A 17667-nucleotide genomic window follows, 5' to 3' on the forward strand; every position below is an offset into this window, starting at 1 on the left:
CGATGGAAGCGGAGTACGTCATCGTCGGCGCGGGGTCCGCCGGTTGTGCGATCGCCTATCGCCTGGCCGAGGCGGGGCGGTCCGTCATCGTGGTGGAATACGGCGGCAGCGACCGGGGGCCGTTCATCCAGATGCCGGGTGCGCTGAGCTTCCCGATGAACATGCCACGTTACGACTGGGGGTATCGGACCGAGCCGGAGCCGCATCTCGGCGGCCGGCGGCTGGCCGTGCCGCGCGGCAAGGTGATCGGCGGCTCGTCCTCGATCAACGGCATGGTCTACGTGCGGGGCAATCCGCTCGACTTCGACCACTGGGCCGAGGCGGGCGCGACGGGCTGGTCCTACACCGACGTGCTGCCCTACTTCCGCCGGATGGAGAACTGGGACCCCGGACGCCACGGCGGCGATCCGTCCTGGCGCGGCACGGATGGACCGCTCCATGTGACGCGGGGCGATTGGGACACGCCGCTTTTCGAGGCCTTTGTCGAAGCTGGCCGTCAAGCCGGTTACCCGGTGACCGAGGACTACAACGGCGCCTATCAGGAGGGCTTCGGTCCGATGGAGCGCACGATCTACAAGGGCCGGCGCTGGTCGGCGGCAAACGCCTACCTGAAGCCCGCGCTGCGCACTGGCCGCGTCCGCATGGTGCGGGGCCTTGCCGAGAAGATCGAGATCACGGACCGCCGCGCCACCGGTGTCCGTGTCCGTACCCGGGGCGAGACCCGGCTGATCCATGCGTCGCGTGAAGTCATCGTGGCGGCCTCGTCCATCAACTCGCCCAAGCTGCTGATGCTGTCGGGCATCGGTCCGGGCGGGGACCTCGCAGCCCACGGGATCGAGGTGATCCGGGACGCGCCTGGCGTCGGTGGAAACCTCCAGGACCATCTCGAGGTCTACATCCAGATGTCCTCGAAAGAGCCGGTTACCCTCTACCGCTACTGGAACCTTCTCGGGAAAGCGTGGGTCGGCGGCCGCTGGCTTCTGACCGGCCGCGGCCCCGGCGCCTCGAACCAGTTCGAAAGCGCCGCCTTCATCCGAAGCCATGCGGGCGTCGAATACCCGGACATCCAATACCACTTCCTGCCGATCGCCGTGCGTTATGACGGCCGGGCCGCTGTTCGGGATCACGGCTTCCAGGCCCATGTCGGACCGATGCGCTCCCCCTCGCGCGGGCGGGTGTCGCTGGCATCGGCCGATCCCGCCGCGCCTCCGCGGATCTTCTTCAACTATATGTCCGAAGAGCAGGACTGGCAGGACTTCCGCGCTTGCGTCCGCCTGACCCGCGAGATCTTCGCGCAGGAGGCCTTCCGGCCGTTCGTCAAAGACGAAATCCAACCCGGCGCCGACGTGCAGAGCGACGACGAGATCGACGCCTTCATCCGCGAGCACGTCGAAAGCGCCTACCATCCCTGCGGCACCTGCCGGATGGGATCGGCTGACGATCCCGAAGTGGTCGTCGACCCCGAACTCCGCGTCATAGGGATCGACAACCTCAGGGTCGCCGACAGCTCGGTCTTCCCGAGGATCACGAACGGCAACCTCAATGCCCCGACGATCATGGTCGGGGAGAAGGCCGCTGACCACATTCTTGGAAAGCGGATGCCGACCGGAGCTGTTTCAGGTCAGCCGTCAGCCGTCGTTGCTCATCGGTCGGTGGAGGGTGTTCGACAGACCGCTGAATAGACTTCTCACCGCCGAACCGGAGGAAGGGTTCCCTGCAAGCACCGAAAAACCGGAGTCCGTGCGAACCTTCGGTTTGGTCGCGGATCATTTGCTTTGGCACTCTGACCGACACTCCGGAGACCTGTTCCAGAAACCCTCAAGCGCAGCGGGAGTGCGGCAGAAGTCCTCCTCGCGTCAAGTAGGAGCCGTTTCAGAGAATCTGTACGCTCGCCCAGTCGTCCAGCGATAATGACTCCAGCGTGGTATCGAGGATCCGGACTCCCGCCTCCGCACTTCCCCAGAGCAGCAGTACGTCGTCGCCGTTCTGCTCCAGCCAGCCCTCGGCGCCGCGTAGCGCCATCAGGTCCTCGCCCGGTGTGTAGTCGGTGATCTCGTCCCAGCCTTGCTGCGCGGCGCGGAAGAGGAAGACATCGGCCCCGTCGCCGCCCTCAAGCATGTCGTCACCGCGTCCCCCGCGCAGCACGTCATCGCCTTCGCCGCCCTCCAGCCGGTCGTTGCCTGCGCCACCGCGCAGGACGTCGTCTCCGCGCCCACCCTGAAGCCGGTCCGCCCCCGCGTTCCCCCACAGCAGGTCGTCGCCGTTGCTCGAGATGACCACGTCGTCTCCGCGCCCGCCGTGCACCCTCGAAGCCTGGGACCAGAGCCCGGTTTCCAGATGATCATCGCCCGCGCCACCGCGCAAAAGGCTGCTGCCGCCCGTATCGACAAGCACATCGTCGCCGCTGCCACCGCGCAGAACCTCGTCGGCGCGCCCGCCGTGCAGTACGTCATTGCCACCACCTCCGGACAGCAACATCGGCGCGTAGAGCGGGAGCACAGAGGCTGCCGGCTGAAACACGTCGTCACCCGCACTGCCCCGGAAGTGCAGCCCCTCGTGCTGCACCGCTTCGGACAGGGCTGCGGCCAGATCGCCGATCCACGCCGCATCCGCGCCGGTTCCAGGATCGTGGATAGCAGTGACCGTCAGCGGGGTTGTGAACTCCAGCGTGCCGACGATCTCGGCGCCGTCTGCCCCCGGCCGGGTCCAGTCGATCCTCAGTACGCTGATCTCGGCCGAGCCGTCTTGGCGCTCTGCGGGATCCAGCGCTGTGGCCGTGGTCACCACGATCTGCGCGGCGCCGGACAGGGCGGCCGCGGCATCCTCCCAGGCCGATCCCGGCCGCGAAAGGGCGATTCCCCCCTTCGGGTCGGGACCGGCGTTCAGGTAAACATCCGGAGGCAGCAGCGCGCCCAGCGGCGACAGGGCATGGAAGCCCCCGGGTCGGGCATGGATCACAAGCATGACAATCTCCGGCACTCGTTACGTCCCCGGAAATCCCATGAAGTCGTGTAAAATCCAAAGCATATGTTAAGCTTTGGTTAACCCCCGGGGGACGTCACGCCGCAGTGGCTCGGGGTTGGCATCCGGGCCCCTGCGCCGCTATGTATCAGGCAACAGGACAGCCTGACGGACGGAGTGAATGGCGAAGATCACCTATATCGAGCACAACGGCACCGAGCATGTCGTGGACGTGCCCAACGGGCTGAGCGTGATGGAAGGCGCACGGGACAACAACATTCCCGGCATCGAGGCCGATTGCGGCGGTGCCTGCGCCTGCTCGACCTGCCATGTTTACGTGCACCCGGACTGGGTCGGCAAACTGCCCGAGATGGAAGCGATGGAGGAGGACATGCTCGATTTCGCCTTCCAGCCCGACGCGGAGCGCTCACGCCTGACATGCCAGCTGAAGGTCAGCGATGATCTTGACGGGCTGGTGGTCCAGATGCCCGAGAAACAGATCTGATGCGCCTGCCGGCCCTCGCACTGACGGTTCTGATCGCCGGTGCAGCGCCGGCGCTGGCCAATGACGCCTGCCCGCACCCGGCCGAGATCGGCCGGGTCGTGCTGCCCGACGCGCCCTGCTATGACATTTCCGCCAGCTACGACCGCCCCACGACGCGCTACCCGCACGGCGCACTTGGCGACAACGAGGAATGGGCCTCGATGTTGGTGCGGAAGGCGAACGTAAAGGTCTACGTCAACGTGCCCGTGACGCATGTGTTCGAGGACCTTGCTCCGCGCCTGTCGAATTTCGACGACGATCCGGACCCCGAGATCGTGACCGTGGAAAGCTACTCCGCCGGCGGGGCCGCGCTGGTGGTCTACGATCCGGATTTCGAGAGAGGCCCGACCGTAAAGCGGATGGCAGCCACACGTGTCATCGGCCAGCGGAACCGCTGGCTGGCTCCGGTCGGGATCGCCGACTTCGACGGCGACGGCCGCAACGACGTGGCTTATGTGGAAACGCCGCACCTGGGTATGGTGCTGAAATTCGTGACCCCCGGCCCGGGCGGGATGGAGCCGTTGGCCGAAGCCGAGGGCTTCACCAACCACCGGTTCGGCGAAGCGGTCATCCAGGGCGGTGTGCGGGACTGCGGCACTGGTCCCGAGGCGCTTACTGCCAATGCGGACTGGACCCGTATCTTGGCTGCGCGGCTTGATGGCGGTCAGGTCGTCACCGCCGATCTCGGCCCCTACGAGGGACCGGACAGTTTCACACCGCATCTGGACTGCGAAGGCGCCTGACGCGGTAGCGCCCGGGCCTTCTCTTTCGCGAAAATTATTCTCGCCGGAGGCCCTCGCGCACAGGGTTAGCCGTCGCGCTTCAGCGCCCGCCAACCGATGTCCCTGCGCCAGTGCGCCTTGGGCCAGTCTATCGCCTCGACCGCGGCGTAGGCCCGGTCATGCGCCTCTTGCAGCGTCGCGCCGCGCGCGGTGACGCTCAGCACCCGACCGCCAGCACTCACCAGCGCGCCGTCCGCGTCGGCGGTGCCGGCGTGAAAGATCCGCACCAGAGGATCGCCTTTCGCGGCTTCCTTCACGCCGCCGATGCGCTGGCCCTTGGGGTAGCTGCCCGGATAGCCCGGCGCGGCCATCACCACGGTCAGCGCGTGGTCGGGCGCCCAGTTCAGCTTCGCCTCCGCCAGCTTGCCCTCGGCACAGGCCAGCATCGCGTCGAACGCCTGCGCGCCCAGACGCAGCATCAGAACCTGGCACTCTGGATCGCCGAAGCGGACATTGTATTCCACCAGCCGGGGCTGGCCGTCCTTGATCATCAGCCCGACATAAAGCACCCCTTGGAAGGGCGTGCCGCGCCGGACCATCTCGGCCAGCGTCGGCTTCACGATCCGCTCGATCGTGGCCTCGGTCACGGCGTCGGTCATCACCGGGGCAGGGGCATAGGCGCCCATGCCGCCGGTGTTCGGGCCCTCGTCGCCGTCAAGCGCGCGCTTGTGATCCTGCGCCGTGCCGATGGGCAGGAAATCCTCCCCGTCGCAGAGCACGAAGAACGAGGCTTCTTCACCCTCCATGAACTCCTCGATCACCACTTCGGCGCCCGCATCCCCAAAGGCGCCGCCGAAGATCGCCCGCACCGCGTCCTTCGCGGTGTCGAGGTCCACCGCCACCGTCACGCCCTTGCCGGCGGCCAGCCCGTCGGCCTTGACCACGACCGGGGCACCGGTCTTGTCGAGATAGGCCAACGCTGGGCTTTCCTCCGTGAAACGGGCCCAGGCGGCGGTCGGCGCGCCGCAGGCGTCGCAGACTTCCTTGGTAAAGCTCTTCGAGGCTTCGAGCCGCGCTGCTTCGCGTCCTGGACCGAAGACCAGCAGGCCCTGGCTGCGCAACACGTCGGCGACCCCGGCGGCCAGCGGCGCCTCGGGGCCGATCACCACGAAATCGATGCCGGTCTCGCGGGCGAAGGCGGCCACCGCCGCTCCGTCCTCGATGTCGAGGCTGACGCAGGTCGCCAGTTCCGCGATCCCAGGATTGCCCGGCGCGGCGTAGAGCTTGTCGCACTTCGGACTTTCCGCGATGGCCCAGGCCAGCGCGTGTTCGCGGCCGCCGCCGCCAAGCAGAAGAATCTTCACAATCACCGTCCTTGTTTTGCAAAGGGGTTTAGGCAAGAGGGCCAAAATGAACAAGTGGTGCGGGACAGGGCCTCGCGGCAGGCATGGACCTGATGGTGCCCGCACGCCCGCTTTCCTTTGGCCGCGCGGTTGCTCCACTGGCCTGAGCTGGACATTCGCAGAATCGCCACGTTTCCGGCCTATGATTCGCTCCCAGGCACCAGCAAAGGGGGCCGCGATGCGCGACCCGGCACTTTGGGAACGGCTGCGCGACTACCGGTTCGACGATCCGAACGCGAAAGTCCCGTTCAGCCGGAAGCTTCAACGATCCGAGGGATGGACGACAAGGGCGACGGCACGGGCGCTCGACGAGTATCGCCGGTTCCTCTATCTGGCGGCGGTTTCGGACGGAAAGATCACGCCCAGCCGCAAGATCGACAAGGTCTGGCACCTGCACCTGACCTACACCGAGGATTACTGGCACCGGCTTTGCCCCCTGCTCGGCGGAGAATTGCACCACAAGCCCTCGACCGGGCCGGACGAGGACGCGATGTACCTCGATCGGTACCGGGACACGGTAGCTCTCTACGAGCAGGAGTTCGGTGCCCGGCCACACAAGTCGATCTGGCCGAAGCCGCCGCGTTCGGCCGCGCCGAAGTCGATGGGAGGGCTCGGCGCGATGGCACGGCTGGCGGTGTTCTTCGGTGGGATCTACCTGGCGCTGACCTATTTCATGACCGGGGTGCCGATGCCGGTCGCGCTGATGGCCTCGGCCATCGGTTCGGTGATGCTGCTGATGATGACGGCCCCGGGCGGCGAGGGGGCAATCACATTCAGCTTCGACAGCGACAGCGGCGGAGATGGTGGCGATTGCGGCGGAGGCGGTTGCGGCGATTGATCCCGCCCGCCGATTGATCGCTTACGCCGATTGACCTGGGCTTCACGGCGCGAATAGTGTGCCGCGATGTCCGACCTTTTCGACGACCCGCCCGAGGGCGCCAACGCCCCCGAATTCACTGTCACGGAGCTGTCCGGCGCCGTGAAGCGCACGATCGAGGGCGCCTTCACCCATGTCCGCGTGCGCGGCGAGGTGGGCCGCGTCTCGCGCCCGCGCTCGGGCCATGTCTACTTGGATCTGAAGGACGACCGGTCAGTACTGGCGGGGGTTATCTGGAAGGGCAACGCGCAGCGCCTTCGTACCCAACCCGAGGAAGGGATGGAGGTCGTCGCCACCGGCCGGCTTACCACCTTCCCGGGGCAAAGCCGCTACCAGATCGTGATCGAGGATATTGCGCCCGCCGGGATGGGTGCGCTGATGGCGATGCTCGAGAAGCGCCGCGCCGCGCTGGCCGCTGAAGGGCTGTTCGATGAGGCCCGCAAGCGCCCGCTGCCCTATCTGCCCGAGGTCATCGGCGTCGTCACCTCGCCCTCGGGCGCGGTGATCCGCGACATCCTGCACCGGCTGCGGGACCGGTTCCCACGCAAGGTGCTGGTCTGGCCCGTCGCGGTGCAGGGCGAGAAATGCGCGCCCGAGGTTGCCGCCGCGATCCGCGGGTTCAATGCGCTGACGCCGGGCGGGGCGATTCCGAGGCCCGATGTGCTGATCGTCGCGCGCGGCGGCGGCTCGATCGAGGATCTCTGGGGGTTCAACGAGGAAATCGTCGTGCGGGCGGCGGCGGAAAGCGGCATACCCCTGATCTCGGCGGTGGGGCACGAGACCGACACGACGCTGATCGACTTCGCCTCGGACCGCCGTGCGCCGACACCCACGGCAGCCGCCGAGATGGCGGTGCCGGTGCGGCGCGACCTCGCGGTGCACCTCGGTGCGCTGGAAGAACGCCGCCGCCGGGCGCTGGTGGCGCAAGTCTCGACCAAGGGGCAGCGGCTGCGGGACCTCGCCCGCGCGCTGCCGCGCCCCGAGGCGATGCTGGGCGAGCGCGCGCAGCGGCTGGATGCCGTCGCGCAACGATTGCCGTTGGCGCTGACCGGTTTTGCCCGCCACACGCGGCTGCGGCTGACCACCGGGGGAGGGGGGCGGTTCGGCCCGCACTTGCTGACCGGACGGATCGAGGTGCGACGGGGGCGGCTCGACGCGCTGTCGGACAGGCTGCCGCGCGGGCTCTCACGGCAGGCGGAACGCGCGCGGGCGCGGCTGGAACGGCAGGTGCTCAGACCAAGGATACTGGAAGCGCTCAAGGAGCACGAGCGCGGGAGATTGAAGAATGCCGTGGATAGCCTCGCAAGATGTGCGTCCACCGCGCAGGAACGAAGGCAACAGAAGCTCAGCGAACTCGGCAAACTGCTGCGTTCGCTGGGCTATACCGAGACGCTGCGCCGGGGCTTTGCCGTGGTGCGCGACGATGCCGGGAAATTGGTGCAGGGCGCTGGGGCGGCGCAGGCCGCCGGGGCGCTTGAGATCGAGTTCTCGGACGGGCGCGTGCCGGTGATCGCGGCGGGCGGGAAGCCCGCGCGCAAGGCGCGAAAGAACGAACCAGAGCCGGACGAGGGGCCGCAGGGCTCACTGTTCTGACCGGGTGCGGTGCGTCTGGCCGTCGCCGGAGCCTCCGGCGGGAGTATTTTTCGGGATAGAGAACGCGGGGCGCGCGTCCGCCTGCTGGCGTGGGTGCCGGGTCAGACCTTCTCGAATTCCATCCGGTAGATGACCGCTTCGCCGGTGACCGGATCGGTGCCGGGCGCGCCGCTGATCGTCAGGCGGCGGCCCGAAAGGGTGAAAGGGCGCGAGAGATCGAGTTCCCAGTCCGGGTTCCAGGCGCGCTCGACATGGTGCACGACGCGGTCGCCCTCGAGGGTGTAGGAGGCGACATAGGCGAGCATGGTGTCGAAAAGTTCGGCTTTCTGCCCAGGTGTCCAGCCGCTACCGTCGCCTTTCGGCCGGTCGCGCTGGAAGACCGTCGCCATCATGCGCCCGTCGGCATGATAGGCGATGTAGCCCACAGGGGCGGGGCCCTGTGCGTCGGTGACCTGGCCGGTCGCAACCGCCTCGCGGGTCCAGGATATCATCCGCCAGCTTCCGAGTAGCGCGTCCTTGCCTGTCATTGTGACCTCCTCTGCCGTTCAGCCTAGCATGGCCGGGCGCGCAAGCGGAAACCGGCCGCTGGAGGGCAGCGGCCGGCAGGTAGTCCCTCGGGGCAGGGCTCAGGCGTCGGTCTGCTCGTCAGGCGGCGCGTCCATCGCGCCGGTCATCATCGCCACTGCGTCCGACATTGTGTGGCGCTTCGGATCGATCACCGCCTTGCGCGTGCCCAGCCGGTGGATGTGGATCCGGTCCGCGACCTCGAAGACATGCGGCATGTTGTGCGAGATCAGCACGATCGGCAGGCCGCGTTTCTTGACGTCGAGGATCAGGTCCAGCACCCGTCGGCTTTCCTTGACGCCGAGCGCCGCGGTCGGCTCGTCCAGGATTACCACCTTCGAGCCGAAGGCGCAGGCGCGGGCCACTGCGACGCCCTGGCGCTGGCCTCCCGACAGCGTCTCGACCGCCTGGTCGATGTTCTGGATCGTCAACAGGCCCAGTTCCGATAGCTTCTCGCGGGCGAACTTGCGCATCTCGGCCTTGTTGAGCTTGCGCAGGTACTTCCCGGCGAAACCCTCGGCGCGGATCTCGCGGCCGAGGAACATGTTGTCCACGATCGACAACGCCGGGGACAGGGCGAGGGTCTGGTAGACAGTCTCGATCCCGTGCTCGCGCGCCTCGAGCGGGTTGGCGTAGCTGACCGGCTTGCCGTCGAGCCGGATCTCGCCATCGTCGGGCTGCACCGCGCCCGAGAGCGCCTTGATCAGCGTCGACTTGCCGGCGCCGTTGTCGCCGATCACGGCCAGGATCTCGCCAGGGTAGAGGTCGAAGTCGCAGGCATCCATGGCGGTGACACGGCCGTAGCGTTTGGTCAGCCCGCGGGCGGAGAGGATGGGTTCCATGCCGGTATCCAGGCTCATGACGACACCTTTCTGATCCACTGGTCCATGGCGACGGCCACGATGATGAGCACGCCGACGGTGAACTCCTGCCAGAGTACCTCGACCCCGGCGAGCGCCAGGCCCGAGCGGAACACGCCCACGGTGATCGCGCCGATCAATGTGCCGAAAATCGCGCCGCGTCCGCCGAAGAGCGAGGTGCCCCCGATCACCACGGCGGTGATGGCGTCCAGGTTGCCTTCGTAGAAGCTCTGCGGGCTGATCGAGCCAAGTCGGCCGATGGCGATCCAGGCGCCGATGGCGCAGACGAAACCTGCGGTGGCGTAGACCGAGAGCAGGATCCGGTCGGTGCGGATACCGGCCAGTTCCGCCGCTTCCTTGTCGTCACCGATGGCATACACGGCTCGGCCCCAGGCGGTCCAGTTGAGGATGTACCAGAACACGCCGAACATCCCGAGCATCAGGAACGAGCCGTAGGTGAACTGCGCCCCGAACAACTGGACCCGCTCACCGAAGAACTTCAGCAGCGGCGCTGCGGCGTCGATGTCCTGGCTGCGCACCGTCTGCGCCTCGGAATACCAGAGGTTCAGCGCGAAGAACATCGACCAGGTGCCCAGCGTCACGATGAAGGGCGGCAGCTTGAACCGCGTCACCAGGAAGCCGTTCAGCATGCCGCAGGCGGTGCCGACGGCGAAGCCGATCAGGATCGCGAGCGGGGCGGGCAGGCCCATCGTCACGCCGAGCCGGCCCATGACGACCGAACTCAGCACCATGATCGCCGCTACCGACAGGTCGATCCCCGCGGTCAGGATGATCAGGGTCTGTGCGATGCCGAGGATGCCGATCACCGTCACCTGCTGGATGATCAGCGAGAAGTTGAACGGCGTGAAGAAGTTGTTCGCCACCATGCCGAAGACGACCAGGCTGGCCGCCAGCACCATCAGGGGCGCCGCGGTGGGGTAGCTGTGGAGGAAGTGGTGCAGCCGTTCCAGCGGGGCCCGGTGTCGCGTCTCGAACGTGGCGACACTCCCGCCGGAGTGGATGGCCTTTTCATAGTCGTCGCTCTTGGCGTCTGACATGGCGCGTCTCCAGGGTGTTGCGTTGTCTGGCCGGGTGCGCGGGCGGGGCCGGCGTGCACGAGGCTGTCCGTCGGCCTACGGGCCGTCGGTTGGGGGAGGGGCCGCCGCGTTGGCGGCCCGTCTGGTTCTGTCGTTGGGTGTGCTGACAGGTGCCGGGTATCAGCCCCAGCACTGCTCCAGCGCTTCGTCAGAGGTGATCGAGTCGATCCCCTCGACCGGGGCGTCGGTGACCAGCGTCACGCCGGTGTTGAAGAAGTCGAGGCCTTCAGAGTTCGCCGGCTTGGTGCCGTCCTTGGCGAAAGCGACGATCGCCTCGACGCCCATAGAGGCCATCTTCAGCGGGAACTGCATCGAGGTGGCGCCGATCACGCCCGCCTTCACGTCCTCTACGCCCGGGCAGCCGCCATCAACCGATACGATGGTGACCTGGTCCTCGAGACCGAAGGCCTTGAGCGCCTCGTATGCACCGGCGGCGGCGGGCTCGTTGATGGTGTGGATCAGGTTGATGCCCGGGTCGATCTGCAGCAGGTTCTCCATCGCGGTCCGGCCGCCCTCGGGCGAGCCTTGGGTGATGTCGGAGCCGACGATGCGCGGATCGTCCTCGTCGTACATCTTGTTGACGTCCTTCACGTCGATGCCGAAGCCGCTGAGGAAGCCCTGATTGCGGAGCACGTCGACGGTGATCTGCGCCTCGGAGAGATCGAGCGTCGCGATCTTGGCGTTCGCGGGATCCTCGAGAGTAGCGGCCGCCCACTGGCCGATCAGCTCGCCTGCCTTGAAGTTGTCGGTGGCGAAGGTCGCGTCGGCCGCGTCGATCGGATCGAAAGGCGTGTCGAGCGCGATCACCAGCAACCCGGCCTCGCGCGCGGCGGCGACGGTGTCGGACAGTCCCGCAGGGTCGGAGGGGGTGATCAGGATGCCCTTGGCACCGGCGGCGACCAGGCTTTCGATCGCCTCGACCTGGGCCTCGTTGTCACCGTCATACTTGCCGGCGAAGGTGCGCAACTCGACGCCCATTTCCTCGGCCTTGGCCGACGCGCCTTCCTTCATCTTCACGAAGAACGGGTTGGTGTCAGTCTTGGTGATCAGGCCGATGATCATGTCGTCCTGCGCGAACGCGGCGCCGGATAGGGCGCCCGCGGCGACGGCGGTGGACGCAAGAAGGGTTGTGAGACGTTTCATGCTATGATGCTCCTCCCAAAGCGGTGTTGTGGCCGGCCCGCCCGGTGTTCCGGATCGAACCTTGATCCTATCAAGCATCGCTTGGGGCGATTCGTCAATTAATAAATCACATTGATTTGTTAATTATGATCGGGCATGCTTCTCTCAAGAAATTATGGGGAGGAAGCGGCATGAAAGGGGGCGACTCCACGGGGCTCCGGGCGTACAACGCCCGGCTGATTGCAAGCGAGATCCGCACCGCGGGGGCCTTGTCGAAGGCCGAGATCGCGCGCCGAACCGGCCTCAGCGGTCAGGCAGCCTCGGTGATCGTCAACGCGATGCTTGAGGATGGCATCCTGCGCAAGGAGGCCAAGATCCGCGGACAGGTCGGCCAGCCGTCGACGCCCTATTCCCTGCACCCGCGTGGGGCGTTCTCGATCGGCATCAAGATCGGTCGCCGCAGTCTCGAGGTGCTGCTGGTTGATCTGAGCGGCAAGGCGGTGGCCCGGCGCGAGGTGGTCTACGAGGCACCGTATCTCGACCAGACGCTTGCGAGGGCCCGCGAGTTCGTCGCCGAGGCACGGGCGGTGCTGACTGACGCCGAGCAGGCACGGTTGGTCGGCATCGGCGTCGCCATGCCCTACGAGCTGCACGAATGGGCCAGTGAACTGGACATTCCCGACGATGCACTGGAAGACTGGCGCACCGCCGATGTCGCGGCAGTGCTGCGGGCTGCGACAGGGCTCGAGACGACGATCTTCAACGATGCCACCGCGGCCTGCGCGGCCGAGATGCTCGCGGGCTCGGCGATCACCGCGTCGAGCGCGCTCTACATTTACATCGGCACTTTCGTCGGCGGGGGCGTTGTGCTCGACGGTAGGCTGTATCGCGGTGCGCAGGAGAATGCGGGCGCGATCGGCTCGGTGCCGCTGGGGCCGGCAGGCGGTGCCGGAGCACCGCCGCAGTTGATCGAACGCGCCTCGCTGATCCATCTCGAACAGGCGCTGACCGAGGCGGGGCTTGATGCGGGCGAGGTGATCAACGGCGAGATCGGTCCAGCCGAGGCGATGTTTGACGCCTGGCGGGCCACGGCGGTCCCCGCGCTGGCGCAGACCGTGGTTGCCGGGCGTGGCTTCTTCGATTTCGAGACCGTGGTGGTCGACGGTTTTCTACCGGAACCCTGGCGCGCGCAGCTGGTCGCGGAACTCGAGACCGAGGTCGCGCGGTTCAACGCGGCCGGCCTGTCCCCGGCCGAGATCCGCGAGGGCACCATCGGCCCCGCGGCACGCGTCGTGGGCGCGGCGCTGCTGCCGCTGAACCGGCGGTTCTCGCCAGATACCGACCTGCTGGTGCGCGGTTCGGCGCAAGCGCAATCGGCGGTCTGATCCGGCGTTCCTGGCGTGTGCGTCTGACGGGGCCTCCGGCGGGGATCTTTAAGGAAAGCGGAAGTCGGGGCGCGGCGCGCGGGGTGCCTTGCGCCAAGCGGAATTGCAGGATAATGCAGTATTTTGCAAGTTAATGCAGGATTCGGCATGGATCTCAATATTCCCGAGACGCGGCAGGATCTGCTGGCCCGGCGGCTGTCCGGGGGGCAGGGGCTTGTCGCGGCGGATCTGGCAGAGGAGTTCGGCGTATCGATCGATACGGTGCGGCGGGACATCATCGCGCTTGAGCAATTGGGACGGGCACGCCGCGTGCGTGGTGGCGCAGTGCCTGTGGCGCGGCCCGCCGGCCCGGTGCAGGAGCGGCTGGGCGCGGATCCAAGTGCCGCGCGGGTGGCGGCAGCGGCGGTGCCGTGGTTGAAGGAGTACCGGACGCTGCTGCTCGACGGTGGCGCGACCGTGCAGGCGCTGGCCGAGCGGCTGCCGCAGCGCCCGGACCTGCTGGTCATCACGCCAAGCCCGTTCGTAGCCGTCACTTGTCAGCGGCGGGGCATCGACGTGCACCTATTGGGCGGGCGCCTCAGTCCGCGCGGCGGCGTTGCCACCGGGCAGGAGACGCTGGCCGAGACCGGGGCCGTCGCCGCCGAGATCGCCGTGCTGGGCGCATGCGGGCTTGAGACCGGGTTCGGGCTAAGCAGTGACGATCCCGAGGAAGCGCGGCTCAAGCGGGCCATGGCCGCCGCTTCCGCGCGGGTGATGGTCGTGACCTCCGCCGCCAAGCTGGGCCGGCGGGCGCGGCACCGGACCTTGCCGGTCAGCGGCATCGACATGCTGGTCACCGACGCGGAAGAGGCCGCCACAGCGCCGCTGACGCAGGCGGGGGTGGAGGTGATCCATGCGTAGACTTCGCACGCCGAGGCTGGCGGTCTCGGCCATGTTCGCGCTGAACGGTGCGCTGTTCGGCATCTGGGCCTCGCGCATTCCGGCGGTGGCCGAGCGTCACGCGCTGGGGCCGGGGGCGCTGGGCGTCTTGCTGCTGCTGATGGCGGCGGGCGCGATCTGCGCCTTTCCGCTGGCCGGGCGCGGCGCGGACCGGCTGGGGGCCTACCGGCTGACCTTCGGGCTGGCAATCGCGTACACCGGAACACTGGCGCTGCTGGCGCTGGCGCCAACCCCCTTGCTGCTGGGCGTGGCGCTGTTCCTGTTCGGCGCGGCGCATGGCGCGATGGATGTCTCGATGAACGCCTGGGCGGGCGAGGTCGAACGGCATCTGCGGCGGCCGGTCATGTCCTTCTTCCACGCGATGTGGAGCCTCGGCGCGGGTCTGGGCGCGGGCAGCGGCTACCTTGCCGCACGCGCCGGCCTTGGAGTGTCGCCGCATTTCCTGCTGGCAGGGGCGCTGGTCGCCGCCATTGCCCTGACTCTCGCCCGGATCGAGTGGGACTCGCCCCGGCGCGCGCCGCAGGGCAAGGTCTTCGCGCTGCCAAAGGGGGCGCTCGCGGCGGTCGGCTTCGTCGCCTTCTGCGCCGCGATGGGCGAGGGCGCGATGGCGGACTGGAGCGCGATCTTCATCGTGCTGACCACCGGCGCCTCAGAGGCTGCGGCGGCACTCGGATACGCGGCCTTCTCGGCGGCTATGGTGACGATGCGGCTGGCCGGGGACCGGGCGGTCGCGCGGCTGGGCACGGTGCGCGCGGCGCGGCTCGCCGGGCTGGTGGCCGCGGCAGGTATCACGCTGGCGCTGGCGGTGCCGGGATACGGCGCGGCGCTCACCGGGTTCGCGCTCATGGGGCTGGGCTATGCGGTGGTCATGCCGCTTGCCTTCAGCCGTGCCGCCAACGATGCCGAGGTGCCGCCGGGGACCGCCATCGCCAGCGTTGCGACGCTGGGCTACGGCGGCATCCTGATCGGCCCGCCGGCGATCGGTTTCCTGGCCGAGGCGACCTCGCTGCCGACGGCCTTCGGGCTGCTGCTGGTGCTGGCGCTGAGCATCGCGGCACTGGCCGGGGTGATGCGGCCGCAGGCGGTGGGGCAGGTCGCCTAGTCGTCGGTGGCGTGGATCGCGAACTGCTCCAGCGCGGCCTCGTCGCCCTTGATCGCGCGGAAGCGCTCGCGCACGCCGGCCTCGGTCAACTCGCGCTCGACGGTCAGCAGGGTGTTCGGATCCTGCTCGTCGCAGAGTTCGGCCATGTGGGCGATTTCCTCGGCGGCGACGGCGCGGGCAGCCTCAAGACCGGGGGCACCGTAGACCTGCACGAAATGCTCGGCGAGGCTTTCGGTCAGGCGTTGCAACTCCGCGTCCTCGATCCGGGTGACGGCGACCAGCGTGGCGCGGCCGAAGGTCTCCAGCCCCAGCCAGCCGTTGGCGAAGGCCTGACGGGCCTTGCCGGTCAGGTCCGCCTCGGACCAGTTCGAGAACTCGAACCCGCCCGAGATCGCCCATTCCCCGGTGCGGGCGTGGCGGTGGAAGACGAAGGTGTCGCTTTCGTCGAAATGGATCGTGCGGGCCAGGTGCATCAGGCGTCCTCGGTCTGCGTCAGAAGGGCGGTCAACGGGATTGCCCGCGTGCCTTCGAGTGTTTTCAGGATCATGCCGAAATCCTCATCCGTGCCAAGGAAAACTCCCGACATCCCCGCGACTTGCACCTCGTCGTTGAGGCCGTGCACGAGGCCTTGCCATTCGGCATGAAGCGGCGCTGCGCCATCCTCGGACCAGCGGTGGATCCAGGTCAGCGTGTGCCGCGCCCAGGATTCGAGCAGGGTGACGGGCGCGACTTCGCCGCAGCCCTCGTCATAGAGCGAGGTCTGGTCGGGCGTCGCGCCGGGCGCCTCGGCGTCCAGAGGGATCAGCCGGACCGAGAGTCCCACGACCAGCCAGTCGGGGACCTCCGCAGGATCGGCCCCGGAGGCCGCCATCTGCAAGGCGCCTGCCAGAGCGCCGTTCAGCCGAACGCTACCGTCCCAGTCGAGGTGCACCCCGACCTCGGGCGGCGAGAGCGCGCCCAGCGCATTGGCGAAGCCCACCCCGCAGAGCGGCAGCATCGCCGCCGCCTGCGCAAGCGGGACCTCGGGGGCCAGCACCAGCGCGGCTTCCAGCCGGTCGGCGGTCAGCGACCAGACCAGCGTGCCGCCGTCGCAGCCCTCGGCTGCCAGCCGCTGCGCCTCGGCAAAAGGCGCGGCGGCCTCGATGCCGATCAACAGTGGCGGGAAGGTTGGCCCCTGGTCCGGCGCTTCGCTCATGCGACGCCCTGGTCCACCAGTGCGCGGGCGACAGACCTGAAGGCCTGCGCCTGGGCGCTGTCAGGCTTGGAAACCACGATCGGCACGCCGCCGTCCGCCGCCAGCCGGATATCCAGATGCAGCGGCACCTCGGCCAGCAGGGGCACGCCCAGCTTCTCGGCCTCTTTCGCCACGCCGCCATGACCGAAGACATGCTCCTCGTGGCCGCAGTTGGAGCAGATGTGCGTCGACATGTTCTCGATCATGCCCAGCACGGGCGTGTTCATCTTATCGAACATGTTGATCGCCTTGCGCGCGTCCAGCAGCGCAACGTCCTGTGGGGTCGAGACGACGACCGCGCCGTCCACGTGCGCCTTCTGGCAGAGCGTCATCTGCACGTCGCCGGTGCCCGGCGGCAGGTCGACCACGAGGCAGTCGAGTGCGCCCCACTGCACCTGGTTCATCATCTGTTGCAGGGCGCCCATCAGCATCGGGCCACGCCAGACCACGGCCTCGTCCTCGCGGGTCATCAGGCCGATGCTCATCAGCGTGACACCGTGATTGCGCAGCGGCAGGATCGTCTTGCCGTCAGGCGAAGCGGGCCGGCCCGAGACGCCCAGCATCCGGGGCTGCGAGGGCCCGTAGACGTCGGCGTCCAACAGCCCCACGCGCCGCCCCTCGGCGGCAAGCGCGGCGGCGATGTTCGCCGAAACTGTTGACTTGCCGACGCCGCCCTTGCCCGAGGCGACGGCGATGATGTGCTCGACGCCCGGGATCTTCTGCGGGCCCTGCGGCGCCGCCTTGCGCGGCGTCAGTTCTGGCGGGGCCTTCGGCTGGCTGTGCGCGGTCATCAGCGCCGAGACGGATTGCACGCCCGCCAGCGCCTCGATTGCGGCCTGTGCCTGCGCGCGGACCGGTTCCATCGCCTTGGCCTGCGATCCGTCGATTTCCAGAACGAAGCGCACCGCGCCGTCCTCGACGGTCAGTGCGCGCACGACGCCCTTGCCGACGATGTCGCCGCCCGAGGGATCCTGGACCTTGCCCAGCGCCTCGAGCACCTGTTCGCGGGTCACCGCCATCAGTCGCGGCCCGTGATCGTGCCGGTGACGGTATGCTCGAGGTCCAGCCCGTCGACGGTCAGCACCACCTTGGCCTCGTAGGTCTTCCCGGCGGTCGCATCGACGCCCGCGTCGCGCATCGCTTCCTCGATCTTCTGCTGCGAGGTCACGCCCACCTGCTTGAGGAACTTCCTCATGCTCATGTTGAAATCGTCGCTCATGGTCCGTCTCCTGTGACCGTGCTTCCTGCCGCGCGCCGGGATTGA

At 68.0% G+C, this 17667-nt stretch carries 18 protein-coding genes; 8 read left to right on the plus strand and 10 right to left on the minus strand.

What is annotated here, in order from left to right:
- Positions 1-2 precede the first annotated feature (2 nt).
- Entirely contained in the window at positions 3-1682 is a 1680-nt protein-coding gene (betA, locus tag ACW9UR_RS05650) for a choline dehydrogenase (RefSeq protein WP_458916170.1), read from the plus strand.
- A gap of 190 nt (positions 1683-1872) precedes the next feature.
- On the opposite strand, the gene ACW9UR_RS05655 is transcribed toward betA, so the two are convergent.
- On the minus strand, positions 1873-2964 hold the full coding sequence (locus ACW9UR_RS05655; RefSeq protein ID WP_458915947.1) for a calcium-binding protein: 1092 nt from the start codon (positions 2962-2964) through the stop codon (positions 1873-1875).
- Positions 2965-3142: 178 nt separating this feature from the next.
- Between ACW9UR_RS05655 and ACW9UR_RS05660 the strand changes: the two genes are divergently transcribed.
- Both ACW9UR_RS05660 and ACW9UR_RS05665 read left to right on the plus strand, forming a co-directional pair.
- The gene (locus ACW9UR_RS05660) at positions 3143-3466 is read left to right on the plus strand and encodes a 2Fe-2S iron-sulfur cluster-binding protein (RefSeq protein ID WP_458915948.1); all 324 of its coding nucleotides are present in this window, start codon (positions 3143-3145) and stop codon (positions 3464-3466) included.
- Positions 3466-4248: a hypothetical protein gene (locus tag ACW9UR_RS05665; RefSeq protein WP_458915949.1), complete on the plus strand. Its 783-nt coding sequence runs from the start codon at positions 3466-3468 to the stop codon at positions 4246-4248. The genes ACW9UR_RS05660 and ACW9UR_RS05665 overlap by 1 nt, the downstream gene beginning before the upstream one ends.
- Positions 4249-4313: 65 nt before the next feature.
- Here the strand turns inward: ACW9UR_RS05665 and purD are convergent, their stop codons facing one another.
- Positions 4314-5591 carry a phosphoribosylamine--glycine ligase gene (gene purD, locus ACW9UR_RS05670; protein ID WP_458915950.1) on the minus strand — a complete coding sequence of 426 codons (1278 nt, stop codon included), beginning with the start codon at positions 5589-5591 and terminating at the stop codon, positions 4314-4316.
- Positions 5592-5808: 217 nt separating this feature from the next.
- Between purD and ACW9UR_RS05675 the strand changes: the two genes are divergently transcribed.
- Together ACW9UR_RS05675 and xseA are read left to right on the plus strand one after the other, a co-directional pair.
- The gene (locus ACW9UR_RS05675; RefSeq protein WP_458915951.1) at positions 5809-6468 is read left to right on the plus strand and encodes a glycine-rich domain-containing protein; all 660 of its coding nucleotides are present in this window, start codon (positions 5809-5811) and stop codon (positions 6466-6468) included.
- Between the two features lie 66 nt (positions 6469-6534).
- Positions 6535-8100, plus strand: coding sequence for an exodeoxyribonuclease VII large subunit (gene xseA, locus ACW9UR_RS05680; protein WP_458915952.1), 1566 nt, complete (start codon positions 6535-6537; stop codon positions 8098-8100).
- 101 nt (positions 8101-8201) lie between these two features.
- Here xseA and ACW9UR_RS05685 read toward each other — a convergent pair whose 3' ends face one another.
- The 4 genes from ACW9UR_RS05685 to ACW9UR_RS05700 all read right to left on the minus strand — a co-directional run bounded on the left by ACW9UR_RS05685 (position 8202) and on the right by ACW9UR_RS05700 (position 11764).
- Positions 8202-8627, minus strand: a complete 426-nt coding sequence (locus tag ACW9UR_RS05685) for a lipocalin-like domain-containing protein (RefSeq protein ID WP_458915954.1) — start codon at positions 8625-8627, stop codon at positions 8202-8204.
- A 99-nt stretch (positions 8628-8726) separates the two neighbouring features.
- Complete coding sequence (locus tag ACW9UR_RS05690) at positions 8727-9506, minus strand: ATP-binding cassette domain-containing protein (protein WP_458916171.1); 780 nt, start codon at positions 9504-9506, stop codon at positions 8727-8729.
- Between the two features lie 14 nt (positions 9507-9520).
- Positions 9521-10582, minus strand: a complete 1062-nt coding sequence (locus ACW9UR_RS05695) for an ABC transporter permease (protein WP_458915955.1) — start codon at positions 10580-10582, stop codon at positions 9521-9523.
- A 159-nt stretch (positions 10583-10741) separates the two neighbouring features.
- Positions 10742-11764: a substrate-binding domain-containing protein gene (locus ACW9UR_RS05700; RefSeq protein ID WP_458915956.1), complete on the minus strand. Its 1023-nt coding sequence runs from the start codon at positions 11762-11764 to the stop codon at positions 10742-10744.
- Between the two features lie 170 nt (positions 11765-11934).
- On the opposite strand from ACW9UR_RS05700, the gene ACW9UR_RS05705 reads away from it, so the two are divergent.
- The 3 genes from ACW9UR_RS05705 (at position 11935) to ACW9UR_RS05715 (ending at position 15169) form a co-directional block, all read left to right on the plus strand.
- Positions 11935-13128 (plus strand): ROK family transcriptional regulator, encoded by a 1194-nt coding sequence (locus ACW9UR_RS05705; RefSeq protein WP_458915957.1) that lies wholly within the window; start codon positions 11935-11937, stop codon positions 13126-13128.
- Positions 13129-13275: 147 nt separating this feature from the next.
- Positions 13276-14028 carry a DeoR/GlpR family DNA-binding transcription regulator gene (locus tag ACW9UR_RS05710; protein ID WP_458915958.1) on the plus strand — a complete coding sequence of 251 codons (753 nt, stop codon included), beginning with the start codon at positions 13276-13278 and terminating at the stop codon, positions 14026-14028.
- A complete protein-coding gene (locus ACW9UR_RS05715; RefSeq protein WP_458915959.1) occupies positions 14021-15169 on the plus strand; it encodes an MFS transporter in 1149 nt (382 codons plus the stop codon). The genes ACW9UR_RS05710 and ACW9UR_RS05715 overlap by 8 nt, the downstream gene beginning before the upstream one ends.
- Here the strand turns inward: ACW9UR_RS05715 and ACW9UR_RS05720 are convergent.
- The 4 genes from ACW9UR_RS05720 to ACW9UR_RS05735 are packed head-to-tail and all read right to left on the minus strand — an operon-like array spanning position 15166 to position 17622.
- Positions 15166-15642: a DUF6505 family protein gene (locus ACW9UR_RS05720; RefSeq protein WP_458915960.1), complete on the minus strand. Its 477-nt coding sequence runs from the start codon at positions 15640-15642 to the stop codon at positions 15166-15168. The two genes, ACW9UR_RS05715 and ACW9UR_RS05720, sit on opposite strands and share 4 nt — an antisense overlap.
- The gene (locus tag ACW9UR_RS05725) at positions 15642-16364 is read right to left on the minus strand and encodes a biotin/lipoate--protein ligase family protein (protein WP_458915961.1); all 723 of its coding nucleotides are present in this window, start codon (positions 16362-16364) and stop codon (positions 15642-15644) included. The genes ACW9UR_RS05720 and ACW9UR_RS05725 overlap by 1 nt, the downstream gene beginning before the upstream one ends.
- Positions 16361-17422 (minus strand): iron-sulfur cluster carrier protein ApbC, encoded by a 1062-nt coding sequence (apbC, locus tag ACW9UR_RS05730; RefSeq protein WP_458915962.1) that lies wholly within the window; start codon positions 17420-17422, stop codon positions 16361-16363. Before apbC ends, ACW9UR_RS05725 begins: the two co-directional genes overlap by 4 nt.
- The gene (locus tag ACW9UR_RS05735) at positions 17422-17622 is read right to left on the minus strand and encodes a DUF6494 family protein (RefSeq protein ID WP_458915963.1); all 201 of its coding nucleotides are present in this window, start codon (positions 17620-17622) and stop codon (positions 17422-17424) included. Before ACW9UR_RS05735 ends, apbC begins: the two co-directional genes overlap by 1 nt.
- Positions 17623-17667: the final 45 nt, after the last annotated feature.

Source organism: Halovulum sp. GXIMD14794 (assembly GCF_054457455.1).

Bases quoted from the DNA above. Each gene is read 5' to 3' on its own strand.
- betA (WP_458916170.1), top strand. From the start codon at position 3: ATGGAAGCGGAGTACGTCATCGTCGGCGCGGGGTCCGCCGGTTGTGCG.
- ACW9UR_RS05655 (WP_458915947.1), bottom strand. From the start codon at position 2,964: ATGCTTGTGATCCATGCCCGACCCGGGGGCTTCCATGCCCTGTCGCCG.
- ACW9UR_RS05660 (WP_458915948.1), top strand. From the start codon at position 3,143: ATGGCGAAGATCACCTATATCGAGCACAACGGCACCGAGCATGTCGTG.
- ACW9UR_RS05665 (WP_458915949.1), top strand. From the start codon at position 3,466: ATGCGCCTGCCGGCCCTCGCACTGACGGTTCTGATCGCCGGTGCAGCG.
- ACW9UR_RS05675 (WP_458915951.1), top strand. From the start codon at position 5,809: ATGCGCGACCCGGCACTTTGGGAACGGCTGCGCGACTACCGGTTCGAC.
- xseA (WP_458915952.1), top strand. From the start codon at position 6,535: ATGTCCGACCTTTTCGACGACCCGCCCGAGGGCGCCAACGCCCCCGAA.
- ACW9UR_RS05685 (WP_458915954.1), bottom strand. From the start codon at position 8,627: ATGACAGGCAAGGACGCGCTACTCGGAAGCTGGCGGATGATATCCTGG.
- ACW9UR_RS05690 (WP_458916171.1), bottom strand. From the start codon at position 9,506: ATGGAACCCATCCTCTCCGCCCGCGGGCTGACCAAACGCTACGGCCGT.
- ACW9UR_RS05695 (WP_458915955.1), bottom strand. From the start codon at position 10,582: ATGTCAGACGCCAAGAGCGACGACTATGAAAAGGCCATCCACTCCGGC.
- ACW9UR_RS05700 (WP_458915956.1), bottom strand. From the start codon at position 11,764: ATGAAACGTCTCACAACCCTTCTTGCGTCCACCGCCGTCGCCGCGGGC.
- ACW9UR_RS05705 (WP_458915957.1), top strand. From the start codon at position 11,935: ATGAAAGGGGGCGACTCCACGGGGCTCCGGGCGTACAACGCCCGGCTG.
- ACW9UR_RS05710 (WP_458915958.1), top strand. From the start codon at position 13,276: ATGGATCTCAATATTCCCGAGACGCGGCAGGATCTGCTGGCCCGGCGG.
- ACW9UR_RS05715 (WP_458915959.1), top strand. From the start codon at position 14,021: ATGCGTAGACTTCGCACGCCGAGGCTGGCGGTCTCGGCCATGTTCGCG.
- ACW9UR_RS05720 (WP_458915960.1), bottom strand. From the start codon at position 15,642: ATGCACCTGGCCCGCACGATCCATTTCGACGAAAGCGACACCTTCGTC.
- ACW9UR_RS05725 (WP_458915961.1), bottom strand. From the start codon at position 16,364: ATGAGCGAAGCGCCGGACCAGGGGCCAACCTTCCCGCCACTGTTGATC.
- apbC (WP_458915962.1), bottom strand. From the start codon at position 17,422: ATGGCGGTGACCCGCGAACAGGTGCTCGAGGCGCTGGGCAAGGTCCAG.
- ACW9UR_RS05735 (WP_458915963.1), bottom strand. From the start codon at position 17,622: ATGAGCGACGATTTCAACATGAGCATGAGGAAGTTCCTCAAGCAGGTG.